The following is an 18,023-nucleotide window of genomic DNA, read 5'->3' as shown; positions in this document are numbered from 1 at the left end:
TCCCTCCGATTTAATTGATCGTCAGCACGACAACAGACATCGGTGGGATATCCGCATGGAATCCTTCTTGATTCAATTGTACACTGGTAAATGGCTCGGGTTTGACATGAACAGGATTCTCAAAAGAATTATGGCTGTTCATTGTAGACGAAACCAAAACTCTTCCCGTTACCTGCTTACCGATAATTCCTCCCATATGACAATCTAACTGTGCAGCATTTCTCGGATCTGTATTGCAAATGGTCATGTTCAGCTTACCCTCAGCATCGACGGAGGCGGAGGCGCTAAGCTGCGGCACTTCTTCCCCATTGAGCTTGTATACGCCGCTCTGAATCTCAATTGGTTGCAGGATGGCATCCTGATGTACTTTAAACATTTCGAAGACATGATAGGTAGGGGTCAGGATCATTTTATCCCCTTCCGTTAAAATAACAGCTTGGAGGACATTAATTGTCTGTGCAATATTCGCCATTCTTACGCGGTCAGCGTGATTATTGAAGATATTCAGGCTGATCGCAGCAGAAACCGCATCTCTCATTGTATTTTGCTGAAATAGGAAGCCTGGATTGGTACCTGGCTCAACATCAAACCACGTCCCCCACTCGTCAATGATAAGCGCGACTTTCTTCTCGGGGTCGTATTTATCCATAATAGCCGAGTGCTTCGTCACAAGTTCTTCTGTGAAATACGCCGCCTTCATGATGCCAAACCATTCATTCTCCTCGAAGTCAACGGCCTGGCCTCTCACCGCTTTCGGATCTTTGATATAAATTCTGTTACCATCGGGATTTTCTATTACGAAGTTGTGATCTCTTAGCCTCGTGTAGTAATGGAGCGCTAGTCCGTCCATGAAATGACCTGTTTCCCGCATCATCACTTCCGTCCAGTGGTAATTATCTCCTCTGGGGCCGGCAGCAATTTTATAAATGGCATTGTCCCCATAATCTCTAACATATGTGCTGTATTGTCTGTAAAGATCCGCATAAAATTCCGCTCTCATCCGGCCACCACAGCCCCAGTTTTCGTTGCCTACACCGAAATAAGTCAGGTTCCATGGCAATTCTCTTCCGTTTGCTTTCCGCAGATCGGCCATCGGTGATTCGCCGTCGAAGGTCATATATTCGACCCACTGTTGCATCTCATAGACCGTTCCACTTCCAACATTCCCGCAAATATAAGGCTCGGTCTCCAGCATTTCGCACAAATCGAAAAATTCGTGGGTACCGAAATGGTTATTCTCAACCACACCACCCCAATGTGTGTTGATCATACGGGCTCTGGATTCCTTAGGCCCAATGCCATCTTTCCAGTGATATTCATCCGCAAAGCACCCTCCAGGCCAGCGCAGGATTGGAATTTGCATATCCTTTAACGCCTGAACGACATCATTACGGATACCACGTGTGTTGGGTATGTCGGAATCCTCGCCGACCCAAATTCCCTCATAGATACATCGGCCCAGATGCTCGGCAAAATGCCCGTAAATGTTTCTGTCAATTTTGTGAACCGCCGCTTTTGGATTCATTTGGATACTGCTTTTCATACTTATCTGCCTCCTGAATAGAATTATTTATAATGTTCTAGCCTTTAACGCCGCCAGTGGACAAGCCTGAAATAAAAGCCTTCTGATTTAGCAGGAACAAAAGAATAACAGGAATAATTGCAAGTACGGCTCCAGCGATCAGCATATCGTAATTGTTGCCATAAGGTGACATCAGCGAAGCAAGGCCTATAGGAATCGTGAACATCTTATTCGTGCGCAGCACAATTAACGGCCATATAAAGCTGTTCCAGTTCTGCATCGCCAGTAGTATCCCCATCGCGCCGAAAGCAGGCTTCATCAAGGGCACCATAATTCTGATATAGATGCCAAACTCCGAACATCCGTCGATCCTTCCAGCGTCCATAAAATCTTTGGAAAGTCCCGTTATGTACTGCCGAAAGAAGAAAATCGCCATCGGTGATACGACAAAGGGTAAAATAACTCCGTAATACGTGTTGATGATGCCCATGTTCACAATAAGTTTATAGAGAGGAAGCATAAGTATTTCAAGTGGTACCATCATGACAAACAATACCAGGATAAAAACAATATTTTTCCCTTTAAAGTTATATGCCCCTAGGCCATAGCCAACTAAAGAGGAAAGAAACAGTGAAACTACAGTATGAAGAGCTGTGATGCCAAGGCTGTTTCTATACCAGTACAAATAGATACTGCCTTTACCTGAAAACAATAGCTTGTAGTTGTCAAGATTCATTAGACTGGGTATTATTCTAAAATCCATGCCATTTCGAAATAGCTCTTTGGAACTCTTAAAAGAAGCCATAAACATGTAATATAGAGGAAATAGAACGATAAAACATACGATGAGAAAGAAAACTACGATGAGTGCCGTCAACAGCTGTCTTTTTAGCTTAATAGTCATGATCCGTTCACTCCTTATTGAAGAGACCGAACAATTTCAGTTGCACCAGATTCACGGTGAGTACGATCAGCAGGAGGGTAATGCCGATGGCCGATCCCATACCCATATCATTTCGCTGAAAGGCTTGCTGGTAAATTAACCTCACGATGGTAAGCCCAATATCTCCCGGCATTCCTTCATTCCAGAACACATAGCTTTCTCCAAACATTCTGTATCCTTCAAATATGCCTATCGTTAACGTATAAATAATAATTGGCTTTAAGAGCGGCAAAGTAATCCAATAAAACTTGCGAAAGACATTTGCCCCGTCCATTTCAGCAGATTCATATAATTCCTCGGGAATACTTTGTAGACCGGCAAGGTAATAAATCATATTGATGCCTGCGACTCTCCATGTATTGAGAATTACCATCAGCATCATGCCTGTACCATAATTCAGAATCCAATTTTGCGGTGAAATGCCGAGCTTAGCGATAAAGGAATTGATCAAGGCTGTATCCGCTTCTCCGAACATTAGCCTAAAGGAAACGCCCGCTACAATAACAGAAGTTAAGGCCGGGATGAAAATAACCGACTTGAATAATGTTTTTCCCTTAACCAATTTTGAATTCAATAAAACAGCGAATATCACTGGGATAGGTATTAATATCAATAGAGACAATATTGTGTAGATCGTATTCGTTTGCAGCGCATTGATAAAATGTTCATTAAACATTCTTCGGTAGTTATCCAGGCCTATAAACTTACTGCTGTTAAGCCCAAGTACTTCATGAAAGCTCATGTTAATTGTGGATGCCGTAGGGTACAAAAAAAAGATGAGAAATGCTAAAACGAATGGAGATACAAAAAAGTAAGGAGCCCATTTTTCTGAATAAAATAACCTTTTCATGCTCAATTTGTTTCTTACCTTAGGCTTTTGTCCATAAACCTTTTGAACCGCTCCGTTATTCAAATCGTTTACCTCCCTGCTTGACGGCTACAGAAACCGTTTTCATTTCTTCGTTTCTGCAGCCACCATTCCCACATTCTGCCAATTTGCTATTTTTTCTGCTTGCGAAGCTCGTCAGCAGCAGCCTTTAATGCTTGTTCTGGAGTTTGCGACTGATCCTTTAACGACTTAAACATTACATTGGAATTGACCAAATCTTGTGAAGCTGAGCTGAGCTCACTCATATTCGGCGATCTGATTTCGTCCTTCATGTCTAGGAGTACATTGAATATTTTCTCATTGTTGAAATAAGGATCGGGCTTCTGCAGCTCCGGATCACTCCAGACATCCCATCTAATTGGATCAAATTTCAGTTCCTGCCAGATTCTTATATTCGATTCTTTACTTAACTTCGCATAGGCAAGGAACTTCAAAGCAATATCTTGGTTCTTACTTTGCTTGGTAACAGCTGTACCTGTTCCACCCATTCCTGCGGATCTTACGTCACCCTTCTCCCATATAGGCATTGGTCGTACTAATATTTTCCCTTTCAGATCAGGCATATACTCCAAGAATCTACTCATGTACCACATTGGCATAATGAGTGAAGCCGCTTCTCCTTTGTTCATGTAAGTGAAGAATTCCTCAGCTCCGGTGTTCCCCCCAGGCATGGGAACCGCAATTTTATCCTTGTAAATCATATCCTTCATGGCCTGAAGAGTCTTATTATTTATATCGTTATCCAGCGTAACGTTGCCGTCTTTATCTAAATAATCGGACCCTCTTTGAACGATCATTGGCCAGAAAGGTCTTTGTCCGGTAACCTCAAATGCGGTCATTGCCTTTCCTGTCGCAGCGACAACTTTTTTTCCTGCTTCGGTATAATCAGTCCAAGTTTTAATGTTGTCAACGTTGACACCGGCTTTATCCATAAGCTCCTTATTGTAGTAAACAACCGTTGCGCCTACATGGAAATCAATGCCGTAATATTTTCCACCTTTACTATAAATATCGAATCTCGACTGGATGAATTTGTCCTTCTCGGGCTCGATCACTTTGTTTAACTCCACAAGCTGAATGTCGCCTTTAAGGAAGTTTTGGAAAAAGTTGATGTTAATGTCGGCAATATCAGGCGCACCCACACCGGATTGTAACGCGATTAATAATTTATTGTGCATTTCTGCGTTGGGATAAGTGTCAATAGACAATTCAATGGGCTGATCGGGGTTGTTTTTATTCCAGAGCTCAGCGGTTTTTTCGTAATACTTCTTATGCAGGTCTTGGAATGTCCACAGCGATAACTTAACCGCGCTTTTTGCATTTGGTGTTTCTCCTTTTGATGGCTCTGCTTCATCCGTGCTGCAGCCCGACAACATGGAAGTCAGTAGGAACACTGAAGCAACTGCTGTAAGAAATGCTTTTTTCATACACTCATGCCCCCTTCATAATCATTTCATAGGTAACAGCAGCTAACTGGGCAGCGCCATTCACCTGTTTCTTATTATACAAATTGCTTATTAGGGTCGAACTCCAATATCTTGCACTCCACTACAACATTTTGCTATGTACAAAAAGACAACCTCTTGTTTATTTCCTGCAAGTCTGCTCATATTCCAGGGGAGTCATGCCTGTCATCTCCTTAAATACCTTAAAGAAGTAGTTATAATTGTTAAATCCAACATGATTGACAATCTCTTTCAGCTTCAATTCACCATACTCCATATATTGCTTAGCATGTTCGACGCGAACATGATTTAGATATTCGGTTATTCCCATCTGACACTCTTCCTTAAAAACCCTACTGATATATGAGCTGCTTACACCAGCGAATTCGGCCACATCCTGAAGCGAAACGTCGTATTTGTAATTATTCTGTATGTATTCCATAGCCTTATGGGTAATGCTGCTAAGAGAGTCTCGGTATTTCATCCGATTCAAGATTTCAATAAGTTTAAGATATAAATTCAAAATCCAAGCTTTAATATCCAGAAGAACTTCATATTTCTGCATGAGATTGTAAGGAATATCCCCGGCCGTATACAGCATCGACATCTCAATGCCGGCATCCTTTGACGTTTTATTCACAATATTAATTAATTCTGCACAGATAATCTGAGTTGATTTGCTACTAAGCCTCATGCTCGAAATTTTATTGAAGACGGCATCGATCAAGATTTTCACGGTTTCAAAATCCTGATTTTTCAAAGCAGCGTAAATCGCTTTCTCATCTTTAATGTCGAGACAGAAAAATCCTTCTTCATGCTTACTGGTTGTGCTATCGATAAATATCCCATTCTTCCCCTTATGAAACTTGTCCTTCAGAATTGATACGGCTTCGGAGTAAGCCTGATGAAGCAGTTTTATTTCATTGCATACCTTGCTTACACCAAAGCTGGCTGTAATATTCAAATATTTTTTGATTTCCGATCTGATTCGATTGAGGAAGGTATATAGCTGATTGTGTATATACATCCTGCTATGGTTATGTCCCAGTGAAAAAATCATCGCAAATTTCCCTCGGCTTGTATGGATAACAACCGATTTTTCCCAATCGATAAGTATTTCCTTGGAAATATCAAGAAAGGTTTGAATGAACACATCGACTTCTTTTATGCTGAATCTTTCTTCAATCAACCAAAAATCGTCGATCTCCACAGCTGTCACTATCAAGTTTTCCGAGTCCATCGTTATGTCTAACGCGTTGATTTCGTTTAATATTTCTTCCCGCCCCGACAGACTGCCCTCTAGGAGCTTGCTAATCAATTCTTGGCGCGAACGATCCTTGCTGATCATAAGCTCATGGTACATCTCATTTTGTTTGTCGCGCTCATTTCGATATGCAAGAATTGAACTTTCTGCTGCTTTCAAAATATCCAGCAATACGGAGGCATTCAGCTTATGCTTCAGTACATAATCCATTGCCCCCCTTTTCATGCTCTGACGGACATAGTCAAAATCGTCATAAGCACTTAACACTACAATTCTAACCTGTGGATACTCACTTTCTAGCTGCTTTATCAATCCGAGCCCATTCATGCCAGGCATGTTGATGTCGGTAATCACAATATCTGGAACATCCTCTTCCATGAGCTGTATAGCATGAATTCCGTTATACGCTTCACCGGAAATATAAAAGCCGCAGTTCTCCCAATCGAGCATCGTTTTCAAATCTGTCCGCGAAACCGCATGATCATCGACTATAAGTACCTTCAGCATATTTTCCTAGATCCTCCTCTCCCACAGCAGGCAAAGTAATTTCTACAGTTGTGTATAGATTGGGAATGCTTTGAATGGTAATTCCATATGTTTCTCCGAAGTACAGCTTGATTCTTTCATCCACGTTTCGAATGCCGATCCCACTCAGTCCATTTTTGTTGTTTGATGATGATTCTCGCATAAGATTGTTTAACGTATGATCATTAATGCCAACCCCAGTATCGGTTACGATAATTTTCAAATTCTCTTCGACCCTGTAGGCTTTAATGATAATCAGGCCTTGTCCTTCCTTAGGCTCAAGCCCGTGGAGCAAACAATTTTCCACGATCGGTTGAAGAATAAACTTCGGGACATAAAAGTCCACTATGCTTTCTTCCATTTCGTAATGTACCCTAAACTTATCATAATCCCGGAACGCCATTATATTTAGATAGTCTCTTACATATTCCATTTCTTCCTGTAGGCTGATCAGTACGCTTCCTTTTCCCATACATCCGTGAAGCAGCTGGATCAGAGAAGTGATGATGCTCGAAATGCTCTCTGCCTTCTGAATATTAGCAAGCCACCTGACAGTGTTCAGTGAATTGGAGAGAAAATGCGGATTAATCTGAGCCTGCAGTGTTTTCAGTTCGGCAACCCTTTTCAATTTTTCTTTTTTTGTCACCTCGTCGATAAGATATTTAATCTCAGCCACCATATGATTAAAATTTGTTGCTACCTTCCCTAGCTCATCGCTGCTGTTGTCTTCGATACGAGTAACTAAATTGCCAATTTTTACGTTATTCATCGAATTTAGCAGGTGCTTTAAAGGCTTGGAAATGCTTTTGGAAACGTAGTAAGACAGAATGAGAGCAAGCAAAAAACAGAAAATTCCCAAGAATATAATATAGATGCTCGTCTTTACCGATTCATCGTTCAAATAGGTAAAGGGAATGATACTGATTACGTACCAGTCGGCACTAGGTATATAGTTATAAGCAATTAGACTTCGCTTTCCTGAAACGGTGCCGGTGAATGAATACGAATCAACTTCTTTGTTATTTGTAAGCTCCTCCATCAACGATTGATCGAGATAAAGCTTGCCTGCTTTCATTTCCGGGTTTTGGCTCGAAATTACGGTTCCCTTGCCATTTATTATGAAAATATCGGACCCTTGTCCGAGATTTATGTCTTTAAATTTCTTGAAGATATGTTTTTCGTCGATTCTCATAATCATATATCCGATCGGAATTCCGTCAATCGATTTAAAACTTCGAGTCAACAATATTCCTATCTTCCCGTAGTTGGTAATCCGATAACTTGATTCTCTTACTTCATCTTCACCGCTTTCGATAGTCCATAGAGGAACACCGTTATTCAAAGCCGTTTGTAGAAAGATTCCATTCAAAAAATCAGAGGTAAGATTAAATTTAAAGCTGACGTCGCCGTAAGCAATGATTTTTTCTTTCAGCGTTGTATATACAAGAACATCCGAAACGCTATGATTGAATGAAAACCTTTTTGCTAGCATACTTTGCATTTTTAGCTCCGCGTCATTCCTCATCCACTCATTCATCGTAGTAAAGTCCGTCAACGTATTCTGGATGAGATCAGAAAATGCGATATCCACACTGTCATTTTCGAGCTTTATGAGTTCATTTTGGATATTTTCACTAACCTGATTCATTAACTGGATGGAAGAGGTACTTATTTTCGTTTTTATCGCTTTGCTTGAAGTGTAGTAAGCAAAATAACCTGTAACTAATAGCGGTATCAAGGATAGTATCGCGAAAGAGATAACCAGTCTGTTCTGAATATTCATTTTACGGATGAAACGGTTCAAGCTTTTCTCCATATTCTCCCCCCTTGCTTAGACTCATTTAATTTCATAGTATTTCTGTTAGGGCTTACATATATAGACGCCGCGGGCATCAGGGCGGCCAACTTTACATTTTATATTGGAAACGCTTACAAATATATGAGGTAGCCGGCAACTTGCCGGACTACCTCCCCATTTTAATATTTACATATTACGATATGGACGCCTCGAGGTTATATACGCCTCCAGCAACGGTTTCGAATACGACGACTCCATTCTCCTGCACAACATCAATCGTTTCTCCGTTAGCCGTTACCGTTACTTGGATGCTGCTACGCACCTTGCATAGGGCAGCACTTTTATCAGAAACAATACGAGCGGCTTGCAGCGTTCCATCCGCCCACTCCATGTCGACCGAAAAGCCGCCTCTGGCGCGAAGACCCGTCACTTTCCCTGAATGCCACGCTTGTGGGAGCGCAGGTAAAAGATGGATTTCCCCTGCATGGCTCTGAAGAAGCATTTCAGCGATCGCAGCCGCCCCGCCAAAATTCCCATCGATCTGAAATGGCGGATGATTATCAAAAAAGTTTGGCAGCGTCGAATGCGTGAGAAGCGCATTCAGATTGTTCATCGCTTCCTCACCTTTCCTAAGCCTAGCCCAAAAATTAATGATCCAGGCTCGACTCCATCCGGTATGGCCTCCGCCATTCACCAAACGCAGCTCCAGCGTGCGCAGTGCAGCTGCCGCCAGTTCGGGTGTACCATCAGGTGTGATCTGGCTGCCGGGATGCAAGGCAAATAAATGGGAGATATGGCGATGACCTGGCTCTGCCTCTTCGTAATCTTCATACCATTCCTGAAGTTGTCCCTTCCGTCCAATTTTCGATAGGGGAAGCTTCAGCAGTACTCGTTGTAACTCTGGACTTAGTGCCTCATCTTTCTGGATGCCAAGTGTCTGTTCAGTCTCTAGTATGGCTGTGAACAGCTCACGAATAATCTGTGTGTCCATCGACGGTCCGGCACATAGTACACCAGATTCTCCATTTGGAAGTATATATGTATTCTCCGGCGACACAGATGGACAGGTCACGAGCTCACCACCCGGAGTTTCCACGACGTAATCAATCAAGAACAACGCAGCTTCCCGCAAGGTCTCATAAGCTTTGCTGAGAAATTCCACATCCATCGTAAATTGGTAATGCTCCCATAGATGCAGTGAGAGCCATGCAGCTCCCATCGGCCAATAGGTGGAGGGCAGCCATGTGTCCTGTGGAGCCGTATCCGCCCAGATATCAGTATTATGATGAGCCGTGAACCCCCTGCAACCGTACATAACGGACGCTGTATGCCGGCCAGGCTCGCGCATCCGTTCCAGCAGCTCAAAGAGAGGTTCGTGGCATTCGGAAAGCCCGCACGATTCCGCTGGCCAGTAATTCATCTGCGCATTGATGTTGATCGTATATTTGCTGTCCCACGCCGGAAGGAAGTGCTCGTTCCAGATGCCCTGCAAATTGGCGGGCAGCGAGCCGGGTCGGCTTGAGGAGATGAGCAAGTAACGGCCGAACTGAAAATATAGCGCAAATAGGTCCGGATCGGATTCTCCAGCCTTAAGCCTGTCCATGCGATGTGATAGGCTCATGCTTCCGATTTCTGCGTCTTCCGTAACCAGCGACAATGATACTCGTCCGAATAATTCACAATAGTCGTCTAAGTGTCTCCGATATAGCGCTTGATAACCCAGGCGGGCGGCACTCTCCGCTTTCTCCCTTGCTTCTGCCATCGGATCAAGGAAACGGAATGTCGTTGCTGCGGACAGAACAAGTGTCACACTATTTGCGTTTTCCACAATCAGGTGCTCGCCTACCGCTTTCACTGTGCCGCCTTCCGCTGTTGCTCTCAGTACGGCACCATACTGGCTGCCTCCCTCACCGCCACAATTGCCGCTCATCCAGATTGCGTCGTTTCCATCTCGTCCAGCATGGTCAGCGTAGCGCCAACGGCCGCGCTCCAGACGTGTTGTGAAACCGATTTCACCAGATCGGTTTGCTGTAAGCCTCATGATGATTGCCTGATCAACGTAACTCGCAAAGAGCTCGCGCTTAAATAACACGCCGCCCTGACTGAAGGTGACGGTAACAGTGCCGCTTTCCAAATCTAGTGTACGTTCGTAATGATCCGGTTCTCCAACTGGCAGAGAGAAGTCAAGTAAAAGATGACCGAGAGGTAAATAATGCCGCTGTGATTCCGGTAAACCGGATAACGCCATGACAGCGAGTTTCTCTGCTTCCTTCAGCTTTCCTTCAAATAGTAAACGTCGGATTTCTGGAAGATTTGACTTTGCATCCGGATTATTACGATCCCGGGGTCCGCCGTACCAAACGGAGTCTTCGTTTAATTGCAGTCGTTCCTGTTTCGTGTGTCCATACACCATCGCTCCCAGCCTGCCGTTGCCGATTGGCAGTGCCTCATCCCATTTCGTTGCTGGACTCTTGAATAACAGCTTAAGATCTGTCAACAGCTATCCCCTCCATCGGTAGATTCAGTCACTCCATCCTCACGATATGCTCCTGGAGTGATGCCCGTGTATTTTTTGAAAACCTTCGTGAAGTAATGCTTGTTCTCGAACCCTACCCGCTGTCCAACCACGTTTACAGGAAGATGCCAGCAAGCTTTCAGCAATTTCTGCGCTTCCCGGATTCGCAAAGTGTTGAGATGATTAACAAAGTTATCACCGGTTTCTTTCTTGAACAATCTGCTGATATAGTGCGGATGAAGATTCATTAAATCTGCAAGATGCTCTAGCGACAGGTCCTGCATGTAATGCCCCTCCATATATAGAAGGATTCGCTTCGCGTGAACCGTGTACTCCGAATCTGAATCGGGAGGAAGGTCCTCTGCAATCTTCGCCAGTAGATTCGCAATTTCACTCTTATCAATCGGTTTCAATAAATAGTCCACAACACCCACGCGAAGTGCTCTACGAACATAATCAAAATCTTCATATCCAGTCAAAATAATAAATTGATCACACAACCCGCCTTCTCGAGCTTCCTCAATCAACTCAAATCCATTTCTCTCCGGCATATTGAGATCCGTAACCGTAACATCCGGCATATATGCCTGCATAACAACAAGTGCCTCAGAGACGTTATTTGCCGCACGAACTTCCGTGCCAGGAGGTGCCGCTTCTTCAACAATCTTCATAAGACCCCTCAGAATCAATGGCTCGTCATCGACAATCAGTATTTTCATCGTTTACTCGCCATCCCTTTTATCTATAATGATGGTTAGGCATGTGCCCTTTCCTTGTTCGCTTGTAAGTTCCAGCCGTGAAGCACCGCGATAGAAAGATTTGATACGCTCACTGACATTATAGAGCCCTAGCCCTCCTCCCTCCCCCTCACTCAATGGTTTCGTCTCCATGTCTCGATACAATTTACTTTGAATGGTGTGTAATCTCTCTTGTGGAATGCCTGCCCCGTTGTCCAAAATGTAGATCCTTATTGCATCTGCGGTTTCTTCTGCTTGAACCTGAATATGAACTGGCCGAATCACAGTTGCCGCACCGTGAACAATACTATTTTCAACAAGTGGCTGAAGGATGAATCTCGGACATGCAATTTTATCTGCATTCACATTAACATGAATTTCGTAGGTCAGCCTGTCAAGAAGCCGCATTTTATGAATGTTGAGGTAGAAGCTTACCGTCTCAATTTCCTTCGCCAGCATCGTCTCTTCCTTTTGAGAAGACAAGCTGTAGCGCATCAGTTTCCCGAACCAGAATGAGATGTTCGCTACCTCTTTGTTATTGGCGATTTCGGCAAGCATCCGGATCGTTTCCAGCGTGTTATACAAGAAATGCGGCTTGATCTGCGCCTGAAGCACTTGATAGGCAGCTTCTTTATTTCTTAACTCAGCGCGATGGACGTTATTGATAAGCTCATCCATGCGATGGATCATGTTATTGTAGGTATCGATGAGAAATCCAATTTCGTCTTGATTGCCAGGACGGTTGACGATCAACTTCATATTATCGTCTCCAACGTTGCGCATATGTCTTGCAAGCCGAAGGATTCGCTTTGTGATCGTTGATGCAAGCAGGTAGTAAGCAAAGGACAAGGCAGCCAGAAAGCCGAATATGGTTAAGATCAGCACGACTTCCTTTTCTTTTACAGCGCGAAACACGTCTTCTACTTTCCCCATAATGACGATTCGAACCCCAAGCTCCTTGATATCCAGTTGATTCACGATCATTTGCCTGGTGATAACGTAAGACTTGCTTTCATTCGCTTCTAGCAGTTTTAGTGTTTTATCATCAAGCCTCGATGCAGATTCTCCACTGACCAAGGGCTTACCGCTCTCCGAGAGTAAAAAGGAACTCCAGTTCTTTTCAACTCCTGCAGCATGATAGAACTTATCGATTAAATCGCTGTTGACACGTATCTCTAGAAGTCCAAGTTTCTCGGTAATATTGTTATTATAAATATTCTGATAGTAGATTAGCTGTGGTTTCTGATCTTGCGGCTCGAGTAATGTCCACTTGCCATAACCCGGCTTCAACGAAAGGGAAAGCTCGTTCGTTTCTCCCCCTTGCAAGGATGTGTCGATAAACCGATCGGTGATAGATAGTACCTGTTGCTTTATCTTATAAATTCTCAGTGACTCTACTTCCGGGTTGGAAAAAAAAGATTGTGTGAATATCGGATTAATATAACGCGTATAAGCAAAAATACTCTCGGCGTCCGATTCATAACGGCCATCCAGATAATCAGTCACATATGGATTGTACTGTAGGAGACGATGGATGGATTGTATTCGTATTAGATCCGCTTTCATATTAGCATAGGCTTGTTCAAGTATCTTTTGCCGACTTTCAACGAATTGCTTCGTCAGATTTCCATAAATTTGACTGTAATAGTAGTATCCAAAAACGATGACGGGAATAAAAATCAGTACAATGTAACCAACAATAATTTTGCGGACTATACTCATGATTACAGATACCTCTGCCTTCGGGATTTCCTTATAACCATATCATGAGCAACCAAAATTCGGTAGAGGCATATTTGCCTCTACCGATTACCGTTTGCTTACTTAAACAAATCTTTTCTTTTTTGGTAGGTCTCATTAGCCCAATCAACGAGTTTTTGTAATCCTAGCTGTTCGGCATTCTTGACCATATTCTCGTAGTTGGCCATCGCTTCCTCTTCGGACTTGGCTAGATACACCTTGACCTTCTCGTTTTTAATCATTTCATCAATCTTGGTCCTCATTGTTCTCTCTTTTGAGTCCGGCCCTGCCTGAATCAGACCGAGTTCAGGCTTATACTTGGTAATACTCTTTATTTCCGTAAGCGTCTGGGTCGTCATCGTACCCGGCACGTAACTCCACTGTCCTTCTGTAATGGCGTCGTTATACAGATACCACCATTTAATTCCGTTGCTTTCGACGAATTGGGCGTCATTGGGATCATACTTCAGATTCGGATAACCCTCTTGGTTCCAAGTCCAATGCTCGTTCTCGATTCCGAACATCGTGAGCTTCTTGCCTTCGTCGGATGCCAAGTATTGCAGCAATTTGATCGACTTCTCCGGATTTTTATTTTTCTTCGTAATGAATGTACCTGCGAAGCCAACGCCACCACTGACAACTTTCGTTTCGCTCGAAAGAGAGCTCGGCAGCATCTTAAATGTGAATGCGCCTCCTTCACGCTTGACTGCGGCATTGTCGCTGTCAGCGACACTCACCGTATACATATGGGCAAAGGCTTTGCCGCTTGTCGCGTACTGATCGTCAATCTTATCGTTGGCGTGTGCAAAGTTTTCCGCCATGATATAGCCGTCTCGGTAAAGCTTGTTCATAAACTTGAAGTATTCCTTGATTTTCTGATGGCGAATGAAAAAGTCTACTTTCCCCCCTTGTTCGAACCAGGGGCTGCCGAAGGTCGCATCCACGCCAAACTGCATCAAAAAGTATTGCTCAATCCATTCCTTGTCCATAATTAATGGTACCATGTCAGGATACTTAGCCTTAACCATGCCTAGGACGTTGACGAAATCATCCAGCGTCTTAATAGGTGGGTTCCCAAGTTGCTTCAAGATATCCTCACGTACGGCAATGCCCGGATTGCCGTTGTTGCCCAGTGCGTATTTATTAGCCGCCCACTCTTCCTGAGTTGCGAAGGAATTTCGGACCGTGTAGAAGTTGCCGTCATCCATCGTATGAATGGCAATACGTGTCTTATCAATTTTAAAGTCAGGCGCATATTTTTGGATCAGCTCATTCCAAGGATAGGACAGTTTCGAGTCAGATAACCGACTAACATTTCCATATGTAAACACTAAATCTGGTAAATCTCCCGATGCAATCATCAGTGGCAATTGCTTGTCGTCTGTCGCTACTGTCACCTTCAACTTTACTCCCGTTTTCTCGGTGATTTTCTCAGCGATGGGACCTTTCCATTCCTTGACAGGGTACCATGGTGCATCGATAAACAGTGTGAGCTCCTCCGCCCCATTCCCCACGGAAGACTTACCGTTTTTTTCAGTTCCCTGATTTGTATTCGAACCACTGTTACTGTCCATACTGCAGGCGGACAATAGCATCAGCACGAGTACAAACGCAAGTGTCGTGACAAGTACTTTGTGACCTTTTGTTCTTTTCAAGACGACCCCTCCAATGTTGTTGTTTGTATATTAAAGCAAATGCTTTAATATCGTGCAAGCGAAAGCGATTTCAACCTTTAACAGAACCAAGCATGATGCCTTGGACGAAATATTTCTGCAGGAAAGGATATATGAATACGATTGGCGCTATAGAGACGACCATCGCCGTCACCTGAAGTGAGAAGCTGGTTACTCCCGATGAGGATCCATTCGCTACGGCAAGCGCGTCCATTGGCGAATTAAATTTATTGATAATTTCCATCATACGATATGTAAGTGTACGCAAGCTCTCCGATTGTACGAAGTAAGCCGAATCCAGCCATGAGTTCCATTGACCGACACCCATAAACAAGGCCATCGTGGCGATGAGCGGCATCGAAACCGGAAGGACAATCCGAAAAAAAACAACAAATTCGCTCGCGCCATCCATATGAGCGGATTCTTTCAGCTCGCTGGGTATTTCACGGAAGAATGAGATAGCAATTAGCAGGAAGAATGTACTAAGCATGGATGGGAAGATATATACACCAAATGTATTCAGTAAACCTATTGAGCGCAGCACTACGTAGTACGGAATGAGGCCGCCGGAGAAATACATCGCGAAAATAATAACAGTGAAGTAAAATTTACTGAATAGCAGGTTCCGATGTGAAAGTCCATAAGCGACCAGACTTGTGAAGAGAACGCCAAGCATCGTGCCCAGCACAGTTCGAGATATCGTAACCAGAAAAGCACGAAACCAGTTAGGATCTGACAAGAATGTTTTGTAATTTTCTACAGTAACACTTCGGGGCCATAAGTATACACCTCCAAGAAGCGAATCTGATCCCTTGTTGAACGATACGATTACAACGTAGTAGAACGGATATAGCATGGCGAGCATGATGATGAATAGAACCACGTATATCATACTGTCGAGGAGAATGTCCTTCTGTTTTTGGTTTTGGAGCACGACCGCTCCTCCTTTCCCTAGAATAGACTTGAATCCGATTTTCGCTTGGCGATGTAATTGCTGGAAAAGATCAACACAACCGAGATAACGGACTGGATCAGGTCAATGGCTGCTGCGTAAGAGAAACGACCATCCCGTAGGCCGACCTTAAACGCATAGGTCTGTACAATTTCCGAAGTTGGATTGTTAATGGTATTCCCAAGAAGATACGCCTGCTCGAAGTTGGATCCGCCCAGACCACCGCCTAGAATACTGCCAATTGTAAGAATAAGAACGACAATAATCGTTCCCTTCATGCCTGGAATCGTAATGTGGCGGATACGTGCCAGCCTCCCGGCACCATCGATTTGGGCCGCTTCGTATAGAGCTGGATTGATGCCCGTAATAGCCGCCAAGAAGATAATTGTCCACCAGCCCATCTCTTTCCACATAACACTTCCGACCGCGAGTCCCCAGAAGTAATTCGCGTTGGTCAAAATATCAAGCTGTTTGTCGATGAGACCAAGTCCCAGAAGCGCCTTATTCACAAGTCCGACGTCTGTTGAAAGGAAGAAGAAGGCGAGACTGACGACAACAACCCAAGAAATGAAGTGAGGCAGGTAACTAACGGTTTGTACGAATCGTTTGAAAGCCATGTTTTTCACTTCGTTAAGCATGATCGCAAAAATGATGGGTGCGGGGAAGGTGAAGATTACCTTCAGCAAGCTCAACATGAGCGTATTACGAACGATGGTACCAAATTGATAATCATGGACGAATTCATCGAAATATTTTAAACCGACCCATTCGCTGGTGAATATGCCCTTAATACCGGATGAGATGCTGTAATCCTTAAACGCCATGATGATTCCGAACATAGGTGTGTAGGAAAAAATCAGTAAGAAAATCATCCCTAGCCCAACGAATAAATGAAGCATCTTTTGCTGTTTAAACCGCTTCCATAAAAGCGCTTTCTCACCTAATTTGGCGGCAGGTCTTGCTATCTGCGTATCTAGTTCCATGTTCGTTCCTCCCTTACTTCCATACTACATCCCTGCAGACTCAGGGGTAAGCCAAAATTTTCGAGAAAGCGTTGTCAATTTTTGATCTGATTGCATCAGCATGGCTGAAACCAGGGATTCGCTTATCTTCATTCATCATGGAAAAGGATAATAAAGAGCCTGTTCTTGACGATTGTCAAGAACAGGCTTGGATGACACGCAGAATGTTTGGCGAAGAATCTTCTGTTTTGTTGTGCAAGTTAAGTTTTAGCAGCTCTCTCAACAGACGCGCCTTCTATCTGTTTGTGAAACTTTCTTGGAGTAAAGCCTGTAATCTGCTTGAATTGACGGCAGAAGTGCTCCACGTTGTTGTACCCGCAGCGCAAAGAGACTTCTGCGATGGATAGTGAGCCGTGCAGCAAATATTCCTTGGCTTGGCGGATGCGACTTGTAATCACGTCATCCATACAAGAAATCCCGAAAGTCTTCTTGTAAATGGACTGCAAATATCCAGGACTGATGCGGATAGAGTCCGCCATTCTCGGAACCGCCCAATCCTGGCTAGGATTGCTGTAAATGGCGGTTCGAAGCGTCAACAAATTATAGTATTGTGGCGTAATGACTTCTTGAAAGTAAGATTCCAGCAGCTTGTTAAACAGGGTTCTCAGCAAGCAGTCGATGGATGATTCTTTATAATCTTTTTGAAAAGAATGTTCGCTGACGAGGAGTTGGAATATTTTATGGCAGTATTCAGGATCATTCAATGAAAATGGCACTCCGAATGGAAGCGAAGTTTCCATGACATAAGACTCATTGGATTCAAAACGAATCCAGTCATTCTTATATTGTTCTTCGCATGCCCTGTAATAAATTTTTTGATGGGGACGGTACAAAACTCCATTGTGTGCAGGGTACTCCTTCAATTCTCCATTAACCCAGAAAAGAGCGGGTGTATGGGTTACGACGAGCAGCCAACAGTTATGGCCTTCTGGGATATCGAACACAAAATTGCTTGCATGTGCAGCATCATACTCAACATAAAAAATGTTGGTCATCAT

At 43.7% G+C, this 18,023-nt stretch carries 13 protein-coding genes; all 13 read right to left on the bottom strand.

Annotated elements, in window-relative coordinates:
* Positions 1–10: 10 nt before the first annotated feature.
* The 13 genes from GQF01_RS25580 to GQF01_RS25520 all read right to left on the bottom strand — a co-directional run bounded on the left by GQF01_RS25580 (position 11) and on the right by GQF01_RS25520 (position 18,020).
* Entirely contained in the window at positions 11–1,543 is a 1,533-nt protein-coding gene (locus GQF01_RS25580) for an alpha-N-arabinofuranosidase (protein WP_161409711.1), read from the bottom strand.
* Positions 1,544–1,580: 37 nt separating this feature from the next.
* Complete coding sequence (locus GQF01_RS25575) at positions 1,581–2,426, bottom strand: carbohydrate ABC transporter permease (RefSeq protein ID WP_161409710.1); 846 nt, start codon at positions 2,424–2,426, stop codon at positions 1,581–1,583.
* A gap of 7 nt (positions 2,427–2,433) precedes the next feature.
* A complete protein-coding gene (locus GQF01_RS25570; protein WP_161409949.1) occupies positions 2,434–3,315 on the bottom strand; it encodes a carbohydrate ABC transporter permease in 882 nt (293 codons plus the stop codon).
* A gap of 149 nt (positions 3,316–3,464) precedes the next feature.
* Complete coding sequence (locus GQF01_RS25565; RefSeq protein WP_161409709.1) at positions 3,465–4,781, bottom strand: ABC transporter substrate-binding protein; 1,317 nt, start codon at positions 4,779–4,781, stop codon at positions 3,465–3,467.
* Between the two features lie 160 nt (positions 4,782–4,941).
* The gene (locus tag GQF01_RS25560) at positions 4,942–6,570 is read right to left on the bottom strand and encodes a response regulator (protein WP_161409708.1); all 1,629 of its coding nucleotides are present in this window, start codon (positions 6,568–6,570) and stop codon (positions 4,942–4,944) included.
* Entirely contained in the window at positions 6,545–8,404 is a 1,860-nt protein-coding gene (locus GQF01_RS25555) for a cache domain-containing sensor histidine kinase (RefSeq protein ID WP_161409707.1), read from the bottom strand. Before GQF01_RS25555 ends, GQF01_RS25560 begins: the two co-directional genes overlap by 26 nt.
* Before the next feature lie 175 nt (positions 8,405–8,579).
* A complete protein-coding gene (locus tag GQF01_RS25550) occupies positions 8,580–10,883 on the bottom strand; it encodes a glycoside hydrolase family 95 protein (protein WP_202556671.1) in 2,304 nt (767 codons plus the stop codon).
* The gene (locus tag GQF01_RS25545; protein WP_161409706.1) at positions 10,880–11,620 is read right to left on the bottom strand and encodes a response regulator transcription factor; all 741 of its coding nucleotides are present in this window, start codon (positions 11,618–11,620) and stop codon (positions 10,880–10,882) included. Before GQF01_RS25545 ends, GQF01_RS25550 begins: the two co-directional genes overlap by 4 nt.
* A gap of 3 nt (positions 11,621–11,623) precedes the next feature.
* Positions 11,624–13,360, bottom strand: coding sequence for a sensor histidine kinase (locus tag GQF01_RS25540; protein ID WP_235960258.1), 1,737 nt, complete (start codon positions 13,358–13,360; stop codon positions 11,624–11,626).
* A gap of 98 nt (positions 13,361–13,458) precedes the next feature.
* Positions 13,459–15,033: an extracellular solute-binding protein gene (locus GQF01_RS25535; RefSeq protein WP_161409705.1), complete on the bottom strand. Its 1,575-nt coding sequence runs from the start codon at positions 15,031–15,033 to the stop codon at positions 13,459–13,461.
* A 70-nt stretch (positions 15,034–15,103) separates the two neighbouring features.
* Entirely contained in the window at positions 15,104–15,985 is an 882-nt protein-coding gene (locus GQF01_RS25530; RefSeq protein ID WP_161409704.1) for a carbohydrate ABC transporter permease, read from the bottom strand.
* Positions 15,986–16,002: 17 nt separating this feature from the next.
* Entirely contained in the window at positions 16,003–16,986 is a 984-nt protein-coding gene (locus GQF01_RS25525) for an ABC transporter permease (protein WP_161409703.1), read from the bottom strand.
* Between the two features lie 239 nt (positions 16,987–17,225).
* On the bottom strand, positions 17,226–18,020 hold the full coding sequence (locus tag GQF01_RS25520; RefSeq protein ID WP_161409702.1) for a helix-turn-helix transcriptional regulator: 795 nt from the start codon (positions 18,018–18,020) through the stop codon (positions 17,226–17,228).
* Positions 18,021–18,023 lie beyond the last annotated feature (3 nt).

It is taken from the genome of Paenibacillus silvestris, from assembly GCF_009882985.1.
Classification (GTDB): Bacteria; Bacillota; Bacilli; order Paenibacillales; family NBRC-103111; genus Paenibacillus_E; species Paenibacillus_E silvestris.
Note: the sequence above shows the minus strand (reverse complement) of the source record. Positions and strands in the feature narration are given on the sequence as shown.

Bases quoted from the DNA above. Each gene is read 5' to 3' on its own strand.
- GQF01_RS25580 (WP_161409711.1), bottom strand. From the start codon at position 1,543: ATGAAAAGCAGTATCCAAATGAATCCAAAAGCGGCGGTTCACAAAATT.
- GQF01_RS25575 (WP_161409710.1), bottom strand. From the start codon at position 2,426: ATGACTATTAAGCTAAAAAGACAGCTGTTGACGGCACTCATCGTAGTT.
- GQF01_RS25570 (WP_161409949.1), bottom strand. From the start codon at position 3,315: ATGAAAAGGTTATTTTATTCAGAAAAATGGGCTCCTTACTTTTTTGTA.
- GQF01_RS25565 (WP_161409709.1), bottom strand. From the start codon at position 4,781: ATGAAAAAAGCATTTCTTACAGCAGTTGCTTCAGTGTTCCTACTGACT.
- GQF01_RS25560 (WP_161409708.1), bottom strand. From the start codon at position 6,570: ATGCTGAAGGTACTTATAGTCGATGATCATGCGGTTTCGCGGACAGAT.
- GQF01_RS25555 (WP_161409707.1), bottom strand. From the start codon at position 8,404: ATGGAGAAAAGCTTGAACCGTTTCATCCGTAAAATGAATATTCAGAAC.
- GQF01_RS25545 (WP_161409706.1), bottom strand. From the start codon at position 11,620: ATGAAAATACTGATTGTCGATGACGAGCCATTGATTCTGAGGGGTCTT.
- GQF01_RS25540 (WP_235960258.1), bottom strand. From the start codon at position 13,360: ATGAGTATAGTCCGCAAAATTATTGTTGGTTACATTGTACTGATTTTT.
- GQF01_RS25525 (WP_161409703.1), bottom strand. From the start codon at position 16,986: ATGGAACTAGATACGCAGATAGCAAGACCTGCCGCCAAATTAGGTGAG.
- GQF01_RS25520 (WP_161409702.1), bottom strand. From the start codon at position 18,020: ATGACCAACATTTTTTATGTTGAGTATGATGCTGCACATGCAAGCAAT.